The sequence below is a fragment of the Stutzerimonas stutzeri genome (assembly GCF_002909485.1).
Taxonomy (GTDB): Bacteria; Pseudomonadota; Gammaproteobacteria; order Pseudomonadales; family Pseudomonadaceae; genus Stutzerimonas; species Stutzerimonas stutzeri_AH.
Genome location: NZ_PPXG01000002.1, coordinates 552,998 through 567,951 on the forward strand (window position 1 = coordinate 552,998; position 14,954 = coordinate 567,951).

Here is a 14,954-nt window from a genome sequence, read left to right on the forward strand (position 1 = left end):
GAGATTGCGCAGATGAAAGAAATCAAGCATTTCATTAGCGGTGCCTTCGTCGGTTCGGCCAGCGGCAAGCTGTTCGACAATGTCAGCCCGGCCAACGGCCAGGTGATCGGCCGCGTCCACGAGGCCGGCCGCGCCGAGGTCGACGCCGCGGTCAGGGCGGCACGCGCTGCGCTGAAGGGACCCTGGGGGAAGATGACGGTGGCCGAGCGCGCTGAGATTCTGCATCGCGTGGCCGATGGCATCACGGCGCGCTTCGGCGAGTTTCTCGAGGCCGAATGCCTGGACACCGGCAAGCCGAAGTCGCTGGCCAGCCACATCGACATTCCGCGCGGCGCGGCCAATTTCAAGGTGTTCGCCGACCTGCTCAAGAATGTTGCCAATGAAGCCTTCGAGATGGCCACCCCGGACGGCGCCGGTGCACTCAACTACGGCGTGCGCCGGCCTAAGGGGGTGATCGGGGTGATCAGCCCGTGGAACCTGCCGCTGCTGCTGATGACCTGGAAAGTCGGCCCGGCCCTGGCCTGCGGCAACTGCGTGGTGGTCAAACCATCCGAGGAAACCCCGCTGACCGCCACCCTGCTCGGCGAGGTGATGCAGGCCGCCGGTGTGCCGGCCGGCGTGTACAACGTGGTGCACGGTTTCGGCGGCGATTCGGCCGGGGCCTTCCTCACCGAGCACCCGGACGTCGACGCCTACACCTTCACCGGCGAGACCGGCACCGGCGAAACCATCATGCGCGCCGCGGCCAAGGGCGTGCGCCAGGTGTCGCTGGAGCTGGGCGGCAAGAACGCCGGCATCGTCTTCGCCGACTGCGATATGGACAAGGCCATCGAGGGCACCCTGCGCTCGGCCTTCGCCAACTGCGGCCAGGTCTGCCTGGGCACCGAGCGGGTGTATGTCGAGCGGCCGATCTTCGACGCGTTCGTCGCCCGCCTGAAGGCCGGCGCCGAAGCGTTGAAGATCGGCGAACCGAACGATCCAGAGGCCAATTTCGGCCCGCTGATCAGCCATAAGCACCGTGAAAAAGTCCTCAGTTACTACCAGCAGGCAGTCGACGACGGCGCCACCGTTGTCACCGGCGGCGGCGTGCCGGAGATGCCGGCGCACCTGGCCGGCGGCGCCTGGGTGCAGCCGACTATCTGGACCGGCCTGGCCGACGATTCGGCGGTGGTCACCGAGGAAATCTTCGGCCCCTGCTGCCATATCCGCCCGTTCGACAGCGAGGAGGAAGCCATTGAACTGGCCAACAGCCTGCCTTACGGCCTGGCCTCGGCGATCTGGACCGAGAACGCTTCGCGCGCCCACCGCGTCGCCGGGCAGATTGAGGCCGGCATCGTCTGGGTCAACAGCTGGTTCCTGCGCGACCTGCGCACCGCCTTCGGCGGCAGCAAGCAGTCGGGCATCGGGCGCGAAGGGGGTGTGCACTCGCTGGAGTTCTACACCGAGCTGAAAAACATCTGTGTGAAACTTTGAGGACCTGGTCATGAACGCACCGCAGCAAAGCCCTGAAATCGGTCGCGAAATCCTCGCCGCCGGCTACCGCACCAACCTGCATGATCAGGGCGAAGGCTTCCCGGCTCTGCTGATCCACGGCTCCGGCCCCGGCGTCACCGCCTGGGCCAACTGGCGCGGGATCATTCCGCAGCTGGCGCAGACGCGCCGGGTGATCGCCCCGGACATGCTCGGCTTCGGCTACAGCGAACGTCCGGCCGATGGCAAGTACAGCCAGGCGCGCTGGGTCGAGCATGCCATCGGCGTGCTCGACGCCCTCGGCATCCAGCAGGCCGACATCGTCGGCAACTCGTTCGGCGGCGGGCTGGCACTGGCACTGGCCATCCGTCACCCCGAGCGTGTGCGCCGGCTGGTGCTGATGGGCAGCGTCGGTGTGTCTTTCCCCATCACCGCAGGACTGGAAACAGCCTGGGGCTACACGCCGTCGCTGGCCAACATGCGCAGGCTGCTCGATCTGTTCGCCCACGACCGCACCCTGGTCAACGACGAGCTGGCCGAGCTGCGCTACCAGGCCAGCATCCGCCCCGGCTTTCAGGAGTCGTTCGCCGCGATGTTCCCGCCGCCACGGCAGAACGGAGTCGACGATCTGGCCAGCAACGAGACCGATATCCGCGCCCTGCCCAACGAAACCCTGGTCATCCACGGCCGCGAGGATCGGATCATCCCGCTGCAGGCTTCGCTGACCCTCGCGCAGTGGATTCCCAACGCCCAGCTACACGTGTTCGGCCAGTGCGGCCACTGGACCCAGATCGAACACGCCGAGCGTTTCGCCCGCTTGGTCGAGAATTTCCTCGCCGAGGCCGACGCCCTCCATTCCTGAGAGAGACCGATATGGACAAGACATTGATCAACGAACTCGGCGACGAGCTCTACCAGGCGATGGTCCAGCGCGAGACCGTCACGCCGCTGACCAGCCGCGGCTTCGACATCAGCGTCGAGGACGCCTACCACATTTCCCTGCGCATGCTGGAACGCCGCCTGGCCGCCGGCGAGCGGGTGATCGGCAAGAAGATCGGCGTCACCAGCAAGGCCGTGCAGAACATGCTCGGCGTGCACCAGCCGGACTTCGGCTACCTCACCGATGCCATGGTCTACAACAGCGGCGAAGCCATGCCGATCAGCGAGAAGCTGATCCAGCCGCGCGCCGAGGGCGAGATCGCCTTCATCCTCAAGAAGGACCTGATGGGGCCGGGCGTGACCAACGCCGACGTGCTGGCTGCCACCGAATGCGTGATCCCCTGCTTCGAAGTGGTCGATTCGCGCATCCAGGACTGGAAGATCAAGATCCAGGACACCGTGGCGGACAACGCCTCCTGCGGGCTGTTCGTGCTCGGCGACCAGGCCGTCTCACCGCGCCAGGTCGATCTGGTCACCTGCGGCATGCTGGTCGAGAAGAACGGCCAGCTGCTCTCCACCGGCGCTGGAGCGGCTGCGCTCGGCTCGCCGGTCAATTGCGTCGCCTGGTTGGCCAACACCCTCGGCCACTTCGGCATCGGCCTGAAGGCCGGCGAAGTGATCCTGTCCGGCTCGCTGGTTCCGCTGGAACCGGTCAAGGCCGGTGATTTCATGCGCGTCGAGATCGGCGGCATCGGCAGCGCCTCCGTGCGCTTCATCTGATCGAGGACAGCCTGATGAACAAGAAACTGAAAGCCGCCATTATCGGCCCGGGCAACATCGGCACAGATCTGGTGATGAAGATGCTGCGTTCCGAGTGGATCGAGCCGGTCTGGATGGTCGGCATCGACCCCGAGTCCGATGGCCTCAAGCGCGCCCGCGAGTTCGGCCTGAAGACCACCGCCGAGGGCGTCGACGGCCTGCTGCCGCACGTGCTCGAGGACGATATCCGCATCGCCTTCGATGCCACCTCCGCCTATGTACACGCCGAGAACAGCCGCAAGCTCAACGAGCTGGGCGTGCTGATGGTCGACCTGACCCCGGCCGCCATCGGCCCGTACTGCGTGCCGCCGGTGAACCTCAAGCAGCATGTCGGCACGCTGGAAATGAACGTCAACATGGTCACCTGTGGTGGCCAGGCCACCATCCCGATGGTCGCCGCGGTATCGCGCGTGCAGCCGGTGGCCTACGGCGAGATCGTCGCCACCGTGTCCTCGCGCTCCATCGGCCCGGGCACCCGCAAGAACATCGACGAGTTCACCCGCACCACCGCCGGCGCCATCGAGCAGGTCGGCGGGGCCAAGGAAGGCAAGGCGATCATCGTCGTCAACCCGGCCGAGCCGCCGCTGATGATGCGCGACACCATCCACTGCCTGACCGAAACCGAACCGGACCAGGATGCGATCACCGCATCGGTCCACGCGATGATCGCCGAGGTGCAGAAGTACGTGCCCGGCTACCGGCTGAAGAACGGCCCGGTATTCGACGGCAACCGCGTCTCGATCTTCATGGAAGTCGAGGGCCTGGGCGACTACCTGCCCAAGTACGCCGGCAACCTCGACATCATGACCGCCGCCGCCCTGCGCACCGGCGAGATGTTCGCCGAGGAAATCGCCGCCGGCACCATTCAACTGCCACGTCGTGAAGCGGCACTGGCCTAAAGGAGTCGCACCATGAATCTGCAAGGCAAGAACGTCACCCTGCACGACATGAGCCTGCGCGACGGCATGCACGCCAAGCGCCACCAGATCAGCCTCGAGCAGATGATCGCGGTCGCCACCGGCCTCGACGCTGCCGGCATGCCACTGATCGAGATCACCCACGGCGACGGCCTCGGCGGTCGCTCGATCAACTACGGTTTCCCCGCGCACAGCGACGAGGAATACCTGCGTGCGGTGATCCCGCGCCTCAAGCAGGCCAAGGTATCCGCCCTGCTGCTGCCAGGCATCGGCACGGTCGACCACCTGAAGATGGCGCTCGACTGTGGCGTCTCCACCATTCGAGTGGCCACGCATTGCACCGAGGCCGATGTCTCCGAGCAGCACATCGGCATGTCACGCAAGCTGGGCGCCGATACCGTAGGCTTCCTGATGATGGCGCACATGATCAGCGCGGAAAAAGTGCTGGAGCAGGCGCGGCTGATGGAAAGCTACGGCGCCAACTGCATCTATTGCACCGACTCCGCCGGCTACATGCTGCCCGATGAAGTCAGCGAGAAGATCGGCCTGCTGCGCGCCGAGCTGAACCCGGCCACCGAGATCGGCTTCCACGGCCACCACAACATGGGCATGGCCATCGCCAATTCGCTGGCCGCCATCGAAGCCGGTGCCTCACGCATCGACGGCTCGGTCGCCGGTCTCGGCGCCGGTGCCGGCAACACCCCGCTGGAAGTCTTCGTCGCGGTGTGCAAGCGCATGGGCGTGGAAACCGGCATCGACCTCTACAAGATCATGGACGTCGCCGAGGACCTGGTGGTGCCGATGATGGATCAGCCGATCCGCGTCGACCGCGATGCGCTGACCCTGGGCTATGCCGGGGTGTACAGCTCGTTCCTGCTGTTTGCCCAGCGCGCCGAGAAGAAGTACGGCATACCGGCCCGCGACATTCTGGTCGAGCTGGGGCGCCGCGGCACCGTCGGTGGCCAGGAAGACATGATCGAGGACCTCGCCCTGGATATGTCCCGGGCCCGCCAGAACCAGAAGGTGAGCGCATGAACCGTACCCTCAGCCCCGAGCAGGTGCTGGCCCTGGCCGAGCACATCGAGAACGCCGAACTGCAGGCCCATGACATCCACAAGGTCACCAACGACTATCCCGAGATGACCTTCGCCGATGCCTACGACATCCAGTGGGAAATCCGCCGGCGCAAGGAGGAGCGCGGCAACAAGATCGTCGGCCTGAAGATGGGCCTGACCTCATGGGCGAAGATGGCACAGATGGGCGTGGAGACGCCGATCTACGGCTTTCTCGCCGACTACTTCAGCGTGCCCGACGGCGGCACGGTGGAGTGTTCCAAGCTGATCCACCCCAAGATCGAGGCGGAAATCGCGGTGGTCACCAAGGCACCGCTGGTGGGGCCTGGTTGCCATATCGGCGACGTGATCGCCGCGGTCGACTACGTGATCCCCACCGTCGAGGTGATCGACTCACGCTACGAGAACTTCAAGTTCGACCTGATCAGCGTGGTGGCCGACAACGCCTCCTCGACCCGCTATATCACCGGCGGTCGCATGGCCAGCCTGGAGGATGTCGACCTGCGCACTCTTGGCGTGGTGATGGAGAAGAACGGCGAGGTGGTGGAACTCGGTGCCGGTGCCGCGGTGCTCGGCCATCCGCTGTCCAGCGTGGCGATGCTCGCCAACCTGCTGGCCGAGCGCGGCGAGCACATACCGGCCGGCACCTTCATCATGACCGGCGGCATCACCGCCGCCGTCGCAGTAGCGCCGGGCGACAACATCACCGTGCGCTACCAGGGGCTTGGCAGCGTCTCCGCGCGCTTCGTCTGAGCCATCCGGCCGCCCTGCCCGGGCGGCCTCTTCTTCAGGAGGCACACCATGCCTATTGCCCAGATCCACATCCTTGAAGGCCGCAGCGACGAGCAGAAGGAAACCCTCATTCGGGAAGTCAGCGAGGCCATCTCGCGCTCCCTGGATGCGCCGCTGACCAGCGTACGAGTGATCATAACCGAGATGCCCAAAGGCCACTTCGGCATCGGCGGCGAACTGGCCAGCAAGGTCAGACGCTGAAAGTGGAGATGCGCAAAGGCATTTCGGGTCGAAAAACCCGACCTGGATTGGCAGGCGGCCACAAAGAGCGCGGGCAAACGCCGGCACAGCAGCGCTATGCAGCTATCGCCAGTGGAGTTTGAGAAACGCTATTTCAGAGCTTGGAGAGTGGGCGGCGGCAAAAACTGAGTGCAACACCTGACCTTTCCGGTAAGGTGCTGCCCCATGTCCTATTCCGAACTCAGCGTTGCAGAGCGCGCCACGATCCAAATCGGTCATGTCCAAGGCTTCAGTCAGAGAAGGATTGCCTGCCTGGTCAACCGATCCCCCTCGACCATCAGCCGGGAGCTGCGTCGTAATCGCCAGGCTTGCGGCACCTACTCGGCCCACGGAGCGCAGCAGCAGATGCAGCGCCGGCGCCAAGCCTGCCGGCCCAGGCGCAAGCTGTTGCCAGGCAGTGAACGCTTGGGTTCTACCCCGTCAGCACGGACACTTTCGAGTAAGCTCACACCGAGCTGAAGGAGTGTTCATGAAACGCAAGAAATACAGTCCCGAGTTCAAGCGGGAAGCCATCGAGTTGGTTCGTCGTTCAGGGGCGAGCTGTCGACAGGTGGCCATGGAGATTGGTGTTGCTCCCAACCTGCTCACACGCTGGGTGCGGGAGGCACAACCAGGTACTGAGAAAGCCTTTCCTGGAACGGGAAGCCCGCGGGATGAGGAGCTTGCCCGCCTCAAGCGCGAGTTGGCCCGAGTAACCAAGGAACGTGATTTTTTAAGAGACGCGGCAGCGTACTTTGCCAAGGAGTCATCGAGCGGTACACGGTGATCCAGCGCTGCCGCAACGAGTACCCGGTACGATTGATGTGCCGTTGCCTGAAGGTTTCTGCCAGCGGCTATTACGCCTGGCAGGATCGTGAACCAAGCGCGCGAGCTCAGGAGAATGCGCGCTTGGTGAAGCGCATTCGGGAGATTCACGAGGACAGCCGGGGTGTGATCGGAGCGCCACGAATGCACGAGGATTTGCTCGACGAGGGCGAAGCCGTCAGCCTGAACCGAGTTGCTCGCCTGATGGCGGCTGAGCGAATTCAAGGCTGGCCACGCCGGAAGCGGCGTGGCTTTGGAAGAGTCGCCAGCAGCCGCCCAGCAGGCGTGAAAAACCTGCTGGAGCGCGACTTCACCGCGCAGGAACCAGAGCGCAAGTGGGTCACGGACATCACGGAAATCGCCACCCAGGAAGGCAAACTCTTTCTATGCGTGGTGCTCGACTTGTACAGCAAGCTGGTGATCGGTTGGTCGATGCATCACCGCCAGGATCGGCAGATGGTGATTCGAGCGGTGGAGATGGCGATCTGGCAGCGCCAGGGTGACTGGTCAGTGATCCTGCATTCGGATCGCGGCAGCCAATTCACCAGCGCCGACTACCAGCGCTTTCTGAATCGCAACACGCTGGTGTGCAGTATGAGTGCCGTCGGGCATTGCGGCGACAACGCTGCCTGTGAAGGCTTCTTCGGTCAGCTCAAACGGGAGCGCGTTGTCCATCAGTCGTATCGAACTCGTGATGAGGCTCGGGCGGATCTATTCGACTACATCGAGCGGTTTCATAACCCACGAATGCGTCGTAGAGTCGCCCGGCAAGATCTGAAGTTTTCAGCCCTTTTCAAACCGTCCGTGGAAATGGGGTAGAACCCCTTCGAGCTGGTGACCCACATGCTGCGTGAGCGTTTGTCTCCCGAGCAGATTGCCGGCAAGCTGCGAAGCATGAACATACCCAACCTCAGAGATGCCTACGTCTGTCGCGAGACGATCTACAGCGCGATCTACGCCCTGCCCGTCGGAGAGCTGCGCAAGGAGCTGATCATCTGCCTGCGCCAAGGTAAGACGACACGCAGGCCACGTTCTGGCGGTGTAGATCGGCGCGGCCAGATTCCCGAGATGGTCAGCATCCACGTGCGCCCGCCGGAAATTGAAGACCGCCTGATGCCGGGCCATTGGGAAGGTGATCTGATCAAGGGCAAGGCCAACGCCTCGGCGGTGGGCACCTTGGTGGAACGCACCAGTGGCTACCTGATGCTGGTGAAGATGAACGACGCGACGGCGACCTCGGCGATGGAGGGCTTCAGTGCCGCGCTCAATCGCATGCCGCTGGCGATGCGCAAGAGCATGACCTACGACCAAGGGCGGGAGATGGCGCGGCACGCTGAGATCACCCAGAGAACCGGTGTGGCGATATTCTTCTGCGATCCTCATAGCCCTTGGCAGCGCGGCAGCAACGAAAACATCAACGGCCTGATTCGCCAGTACCTGCCCAAGGGCACGGACTTGTCGGTACACAGCCAGGAAGAACTCGACGCCATTGCACTGCAACTGAATATGCGTCCGCGTAAGCGCTTCGACTTTAAGTGCCCGATCGAAGTCATGGGTGAGGTGATGCAGGAAGCCCTGGCTATGCGGCATGATGCTCCAGCCTCAATTCAATGACCGTGTTGCACTCAGCTCCTGCAACCGCCGTGTCTAAGAAAGCCGGGGCGATTCAACCCATCCCTTCTTCGGCTACGTTCGTAATCAAGCCACTTCCTTTTTGCATTGACGCAGGGTGTCGGAAGGCAACTCGCCGAACGCGTTCCTATAGTTTTCAGCGAAACGTCCCAAATGTAAGAAGCCGTAGTCTAGGGCTATCTCAGTTATACTACGCACATTTGCACTGGGATCGCTCAAGCAGGCGCGGATGCTTTCGAGCTTGCGGTTGCGTATGTAGTTCTTCGGCGTGGTGCCGGCATGCTTCTCGAACAAATTGTAGAGCGAGCGTGGACTCATCATCGCCAGCTCCGCTAACCGCTCAAGGCTGATATTCCGTTTGAGATTCTCCTCAATGAATTGAACGACTCGCTCGAAAGACGGGTTACCTTTGCTGAAAATTTCACGGCTGACATTGCTGCCCAGCATTTCGAGCAGCTTGGAAGCGATGATCCCCGCATAGTGCTCTTGGACCCGAGGCATCGACTTTGTATGTTCCGCTTCGTCACAAACTAACCCGAGTAGATTGATAAAGCCATCGAGTTGCTGGAGATTGTGTCGCGCGGCGAAACGGATACCCTCCCTCGGCTTGTGCCAATTGTTGTCACTGCATGCCCGATCAAGGACCACTGAGGGCAATTTAACGATAAATTTCTCGCAATCTTCTGAATAGGTCAGGTCGGCTTGGTCATCCGGATTGAGCAGCAATAGTTCGCCCGGCGAAAAATAGTGCTCCTGGCCATGGCCACGCCACAGGCAATGGCCTTTGAGTATTATTTGCAGATGATAACAGGTCTCTAATCCAGGCGAGATTACCCTCACGCTACCGCCGTAGCTGATTCGACACAGGTCGAGGCATCCGAAGATTCTGTGGTGCAGCCTGCCTGCCGGGCGCCCGCCCTTGGGCAGGCGAATAGAGTGCGTACCGACATACTGGTTAACATAATCGGAGACTGCATAGGGCTCGGCGTGGACGAAGATCTGACTTTTCTCGTTCAATAAGCAAAAATCCATAGCTCACGGTTCTCTTATTTTAATGTGGGCTGCTTGGTGTGATGTAGAAAGGCGCCAGGTCGATGAAAATGCATCTCGACGTGATGCGTATACGGGTTACCCCCATTGCCACGTTGCGCCATCCTTTTTGCAATCAGTGACCACTTTTCCAAGCAAAAATAATGCCAAGCAGAACGAAGACGTTCTTTTTAAGAAGCGAGAACACCAGAAGTTCGTGCTGTCGGGGCATGCGGCGACGAATTGGCGGATAAAGGGGATCTGCGTTGAGGTGGATTTCAGTTAATCAATTGGTTAATTTTTCAGGACCACCTAAGCAAATGCTAAAGTGGCAGATGGAATGCTGAGCCGGCAAGCACAGGCCTTGACGTTGCAAGGTAGTCATGACCGCAGTGAGCCACTGATGTGCTGCGGGGTGGATCATCCCGATAAAAACAAGAGAAAAACAATGTCGCTTATATACAAACCCAAGATGCAGCATGAGGATATGCAAGACCTTATCAGCCAGATCCGTTTCGTTGCCGCCGAAGGCAAGATCTGGCTGGGAGAGCAGCGCATGCTGCTAATGCAGCTATCTACGCTGGCCAGCTTCCGCCGCGAAATTATCAGCTTGATCGGCATCGAGCGGGCCAAGGGTTTCTTCCTGCGGTTGGGCTATCAGTCCGGCCTGATGGATGCCGAGCTGGCACGCAAGCTGCGGCCGGCCATGCGCGAGGAGGAGGTGTTCCTGGCTGGGCCTCAATTGTACGCGCTCAAGGGGATGGTCAAAGTACGCTTGCTGACGATGGATATCGCCATCCGGGACGGACGTTTCAACGTGGAGGCCGAGTGGATTGATTCCTTTGAAGTGGATATCTGCCGAACTGAGCTGGGCCTGATGAATGAGCCCGTCTGCTGGACGGTGCTAGGCTATGCTAGCGGCTATGGTTCGGCATTCATGGGCCGCAGAATCATTTTCCAGGAAACTAGCTGTCGCGGGTGCGGTGACGATAAATGCCTTATCGTAGGCAAGACCGCAGAAGAGTGGGGCGATGTCAGCAGTTTCGAAGCCTACTTCAAAAGCGACCCGATCGTAGACGAGCGCTACGAGCTGCAGACCCAGGTTGCCAACCTGCGCAACCGCCTGAAGCAGTACGATGGGCAGTATTACGGCATTGGCCATTCGCCAGCCTACAAGCGCATCTGTGAGACCATCGACAAGGCTGCACGCGGCAAGGTTTCGGTTCTGCTACTGGGTGAGACTGGGGTGGGCAAGGAGGTAATCGCGCGCAGCGTGCATTTGCGCAGTGAGCGCGCAGAGCAACCCTTCGTCGCGGTGAACTGTGCGGCAATTCCGCCGGATCTGATCGAGTCGGAACTGTTTGGTGTCGATAAGGGCGCCTATACGGGCGCGGTCAATGCACGCGCTGGACGTTTTGAACGGGCCAACGGCGGCACCATCTTTCTTGATGAGGTGATCGAATTGACGCCGAGGGCTCAGGCCACCCTGCTACGGGTATTGCAGGAAGGAGAGCTAGAGCGGGTCGGCGGCGACCGCACGCGAAAGGTCGACGTGAGGTTAATCACCGCAACAAACGAGAACCTGGAAGAGGCGGTCAAGATGGGGCGCTTTCGCGCAGACCTGTTCTTTCGGCTGAATGTTTTTCCCGTGCAGATCCCGCCGTTGCGCGAGCGCGTGGAAGACATCCCGCTGCTGGTCGAGCATTTTCTCAGAAGGCACCATAAGGAATACGGCAAGAAGACTCTTGGCCTGTCTGATCGAGCGATGGAGGCCTGCCTCCACTACCAATGGCCAGGCAATATCCGCGAGCTGGAGAACGCCCTTGAGCGCGGGGTGATTCTCACCGAGAGCAACGAAAGCATCAATGTCGAGTCGCTGTTCCCCGGGTTGGCGATGGCTACCGAAGGCGACAGGCTATCAAGCGAGGGCCGGTTGGAGGAGGAGTCCGGTGACAGTTGGTTTAGGCAAATTATCGACCAGGGCGTCAGTCTCGAGGATCTCGAGGCGGGTTTAATGCGCACGGCCATGGACCGTTGTGGGCAGAATATCTCACAGGCGGCGCGGTTGCTGGGATTGACCCGCCCGGCAATGGCCTATCGACTTAAGAAGCTTGACCCCAGCCTATCTGTGAAAGCAACGGGCCGATAGCTGCCTTGCGCCAGGTTTGGGCCTTTCTAAGGTCCTTCGCGGATTCTGGGGAAAGAGCGAGTTGACAGGCAGGGGAGTGGGTAAATTGGCAGTCGCTCAACATCCCAACCCCCACACCTTGCTGTCGCCGTGCATCCTATTGATCTTGCCGCTTTCTGGCCAGGCTACGACGTTGTCGCCTCTCGCCCCGTAGCTGAAAATACCCTGCTGATCGGGCTCGAACCCCAGGCCACGCGAGTGCCCCGGTGTGGGCGCTGTCTAGAGCCCTGTCCGTTGATTCACGAACGGCGTCTACGCCACGTGCGTGACAGCGACCTGCTGGATCAGCGGGTGCTGCTCCAATTCAATTATTCAATTGCCCGTGCGTCGCGTCGACTGCCTGCGTTGTTGTGGGCGGGTGACCGAACGGATCCATTGGCTGGAGCCGGCTTCCCGCCTGACTCGACGTTTGCAAACCTGGCTCGAGGGCTTGTTGCGGATACTGCCCATGAGCCACGTCAGCAAATTCACCGGCGTGCATTGGCACACCCTCAAGGCCCTCGACAAACGCCGCCTGGAAGCGGAGGCAGGCGCCATCGAGCCGGGCGACGTCCGGCGCCTGGGGATGGACGAGTTCGCCCTGGACAAGCGCCATCGCTACGCCACGGTGATCATGGATGCGGAGCGAACACGCGTGCTGTGGGTCGGCCACGGCACCAGTCGCCAGGCGATTCGCCCATTCTTCGAGTGGCCCGGTGAGCATTGCCAGTACATCGAGGCGGTCGCCATGGACATGAACACCGCTTTCGACCTGGAAGTGAAGCGGCACTGCCCTCAAGCCGAAGTGGTGTACGACCTGTTCCATGTGGTGGCGCGCTACGGTCGTGAGGTGATCGACCGTATCCGCGTCGACCAGGCCAACCTCCTGCGCGATAACAAACCAGCGCGCAAGGTGGTCAAGCGCAGCCGCTGGCTGCTGCTGCGCAACGCTGCGAACCTCAAGGACGGCCAAGCCGTGCAGTTGCAGGAATTGCTCGTCGCCAACCAGCCGTTGGCGACGGTCTATCTGCTCAAGGACGCACTGAAGGAAGTCTGGTACGCCCCGAGCGTATGGGAAGGCTGGCAACGCTGGCGGGCCTGGCTACGGCATGCCCGTGACAGTGGCTTGGCACCGCTACAGCGCTTCGCCAAAAACCTCAGGCGCTATATACGCGGCATCCTCGCCAGCGCTCGTTTTCCCATGCATACCAGCCTGCTGGAGGGCCTGAACAACCGTATCAAGGTGATCAAGCGCATGGCCTATGGTTTCCGGGACTCGGACTACTTCTTACTGAAAATCAAGGCCGCCTTCCCCGGGAAAGCGCGATGAACCTTTTTTATCGCTGTCTTGATCAAATCGACAGGTGATTATGCGCGATTGATGATTTGCTCAAATACAGCCAGCGTGCTGGAGATTTCTCTCATACCCCCCCCTTTTTTTTTACGAAGCAAATCAATGATCTAGATGCGATAAGCGGATCGGTATAAGCAATGGCATGGCGGTTGCTAGCTATACGAGACTTAAAATAAAAATAGTGGTGACCCTTCAATGTTGTATTTTCTCAACTCTGCTCAGATTGGTTGCTTTCGCCATGTATATCCTCAAAGCGGGCCAGCCGTAGCCGTTACGCTTGGAGTCTGTGACGCTGGCCTAGAGCTTTCTGAGGGCGAGCCCAAGCAGGCTAGCCCGACCACCAATTTTTGTGAGCCCAAGGTCATTGGCGTGCGTGCGACTTTGCGCACCATTTGCGTCGCAGTTATCGGCTTCATCTCTCGTAATAGGGTTATAGATGCCAGTCCCACGGTGCGGCTGCATCAATCTTCAATCTCATCGCTAACCTCAACCGACTATATGCCCAGGTCTGCAACGATATATCCAGCCTGTCGCGCATTCGCTCGAGCCTTAGTCATCTACCGCAGTCACAGCTGCAGCGACATTACTAACTAGTCGTGTCGATCTCGGAAGCTGTGCGTTTGTTGCCGAGAACTTGGCTGCATGTGATGCATTAAGTGATTTGATATCGCCGTCCTCGCTACCTATAACATTTGACGTCTACATAGGTGATTCAATGCTCGCGATAAGGAAAACTAAAGCAGGGCCAGGAGGGCTATCTGTCGATGATGTGGCCGCCCCTAAAGAGGCCCACAGTACTGACGTGCTGGTGAAAGTTGAAGCGGCCGGTATCTGTGGTACTGACTTGTTGATCTATAAATGGGGCGAGTTCGCCAAAAGAATGAAACTCCCCACTATCTTGGGTCATGAAGTTAGCGGGGTGATTGAACAGGTCGGATCTGACGTTAAAGGTCTAAGGCCTGGGATGCGCGTCAGTCTGGAGAGTCATCTCCCTTGTGGAACGTGCTACACGTGTCGACGCGGTTGGGCGCATGTTTGTCCTAATACGCGGTATCCGGGGGTCGACTTTGATGGAGGCTTCGCGTCTTTCGTCGTGGTTCCGGAGAGCGTGTGTTGGCCGGTGCCGTGCGGAATTCCTCCGCTCCAGGCGGCAATGATGGAGCCGTTCGGGCTTGCGGTGCATGCAAGTCTGGAAGGTTCTGGGGTTTCGGGATTGAATGTTCTTGTTTCTGGTTGCGGTCCGATCGGACTTATGAACATTGCAGCCGCCAAAGCACTGGGAGCAAGCAAGGTCATTGCAACTGACATTCATCCTCTGCGCCTCACTGCAGCAGCCAAAATGGGGGCGGATGAATGCATTAATGCAACTGAAGAGAGCGTTTATAAGACTGTGCGTTCGCTGCTCGGTGAGAGGGGAGTAGATGTTGCAATTGACTATTCCGGGCAAGCAGCGGCGTTAAAGGAGCTTATTCAATCCATCACCCATGGTGGTGAGTTGCGACTGATGGGCGTCCCGTCACATGATATTTTGCTCAACCTAGAGGAGTGGCTTTTTAAAGGCCTTATTGTACGTGGCCTGCATGGCAGGCGTCTGTTTGAAACATGGGAGCGTTCAACTAGCTTACTGGTTACAGGGCGTGTTGATTTGTCTTCGCTCGTATCGCATCGATTGCCACTATCGGCGGCAGAGGATGCGTTCGAAATGGCCTTAAATGGTCAGTCCTTGAAAATCCTGTTTGAGCCCAATGGCACATGTATCTAATTTATAATTTTGAAGT

11 protein-coding genes and 4 pseudogenes are annotated in these 14,954 nt (G+C 60.2%); 14 read left to right on the plus strand and 1 reads right to left on the minus strand.

What is annotated here, in order from left to right:
• The first annotated feature begins 12 nt into the window (after nt 1-12).
• The 10 genes and pseudogenes from CXK91_RS06330 to CXK91_RS06375 form a co-directional block, all read left to right on the plus strand.
• Nucleotides 13-1,473, plus strand: coding sequence for a 2-hydroxymuconic semialdehyde dehydrogenase (locus CXK91_RS06330; protein WP_064481766.1), 1,461 nt, complete (start codon nt 13-15; stop codon nt 1,471-1,473).
• A 10-nt stretch (nt 1,474-1,483) separates the two neighbouring features.
• The gene (locus CXK91_RS06335; protein ID WP_045633701.1) at nt 1,484-2,332 is read left to right on the plus strand and encodes an alpha/beta fold hydrolase; all 849 of its coding nucleotides are present in this window, start codon (nt 1,484-1,486) and stop codon (nt 2,330-2,332) included.
• 11 nt (nt 2,333-2,343) lie between these two features.
• Nucleotides 2,344-3,129, plus strand: coding sequence for a 2-oxopent-4-enoate hydratase (dmpE, locus tag CXK91_RS06340; protein WP_045633702.1), 786 nt, complete (start codon nt 2,344-2,346; stop codon nt 3,127-3,129).
• 14 nt (nt 3,130-3,143) lie between these two features.
• Nucleotides 3,144-4,067: an acetaldehyde dehydrogenase (acetylating) gene (locus CXK91_RS06345; RefSeq protein WP_064481767.1), complete on the plus strand. Its 924-nt coding sequence runs from the start codon at nt 3,144-3,146 to the stop codon at nt 4,065-4,067.
• A gap of 12 nt (nt 4,068-4,079) precedes the next feature.
• A complete protein-coding gene (gene dmpG / locus CXK91_RS06350; protein WP_045633704.1) occupies nt 4,080-5,120 on the plus strand; it encodes a 4-hydroxy-2-oxovalerate aldolase in 1,041 nt (346 codons plus the stop codon).
• Nucleotides 5,117-5,911, plus strand: a complete 795-nt coding sequence (gene dmpH, locus CXK91_RS06355) for a 2-oxo-3-hexenedioate decarboxylase (protein ID WP_064481768.1) — start codon at nt 5,117-5,119, stop codon at nt 5,909-5,911. Before dmpG ends, dmpH begins: the two co-directional genes overlap by 4 nt.
• 48 nt (nt 5,912-5,959) lie before the next feature.
• Complete coding sequence (locus CXK91_RS06360) at nt 5,960-6,151, plus strand: 2-hydroxymuconate tautomerase (protein ID WP_004575912.1); 192 nt, start codon at nt 5,960-5,962, stop codon at nt 6,149-6,151.
• 204 nt (nt 6,152-6,355) lie between these two features.
• A pseudogene (locus tag CXK91_RS06365) lies at nt 6,356-6,595 on the plus strand (helix-turn-helix domain-containing protein); the annotation flags it as partial.
• Nucleotides 6,596-6,659: 64 nt separating this feature from the next.
• Nucleotides 6,660-7,813, plus strand: a protein-coding gene (locus tag CXK91_RS06370; protein WP_103455382.1) for an IS3 family transposase whose coding sequence is annotated in 2 segments (ribosomal slippage) — nt 6,660-6,906 and nt 6,906-7,813 — 1,155 coding nt in all. Because the reading frame shifts where the segments join, the coding sequence is not laid out codon by codon here.
• 6 nt (nt 7,814-7,819) lie between these two features.
• Nucleotides 7,820-8,608 (plus strand): annotated as a pseudogene (locus CXK91_RS06375) (IS30 family transposase); the annotation flags it as partial.
• A gap of 84 nt (nt 8,609-8,692) precedes the next feature.
• Here CXK91_RS06375 and xylS read toward each other — a convergent pair.
• The gene (xylS, locus tag CXK91_RS06380) at nt 8,693-9,658 is read right to left on the minus strand and encodes a XylDLEGF operon transcriptional activator XylS (protein WP_045633706.1); all 966 of its coding nucleotides are present in this window, start codon (nt 9,656-9,658) and stop codon (nt 8,693-8,695) included.
• A 445-nt stretch (nt 9,659-10,103) separates the two neighbouring features.
• On the opposite strand from xylS, the gene CXK91_RS06385 reads away from it, so the two are divergent.
• From CXK91_RS06385 to CXK91_RS22885, 4 genes and pseudogenes are all read left to right on the plus strand, one after another.
• Nucleotides 10,104-11,804 carry a sigma-54-dependent Fis family transcriptional regulator gene (locus CXK91_RS06385; RefSeq protein ID WP_004575910.1) on the plus strand — a complete coding sequence of 567 codons (1,701 nt, stop codon included), beginning with the start codon at nt 10,104-10,106 and terminating at the stop codon, nt 11,802-11,804.
• Nucleotides 11,805-11,933: 129 nt separating this feature from the next.
• Nucleotides 11,934-13,152 (plus strand): annotated as a pseudogene (locus tag CXK91_RS06395) (ISL3 family transposase).
• A 739-nt stretch (nt 13,153-13,891) separates the two neighbouring features.
• Nucleotides 13,892-14,290 (plus strand): annotated as a pseudogene (locus CXK91_RS23035) (alcohol dehydrogenase catalytic domain-containing protein); the annotation flags it as partial.
• Between the two features lie 39 nt (nt 14,291-14,329).
• A complete protein-coding gene (locus CXK91_RS22885; protein WP_234461509.1) occupies nt 14,330-14,938 on the plus strand; it encodes a zinc-binding dehydrogenase in 609 nt (202 codons plus the stop codon).
• Nucleotides 14,939-14,954: the final 16 nt, after the last annotated feature.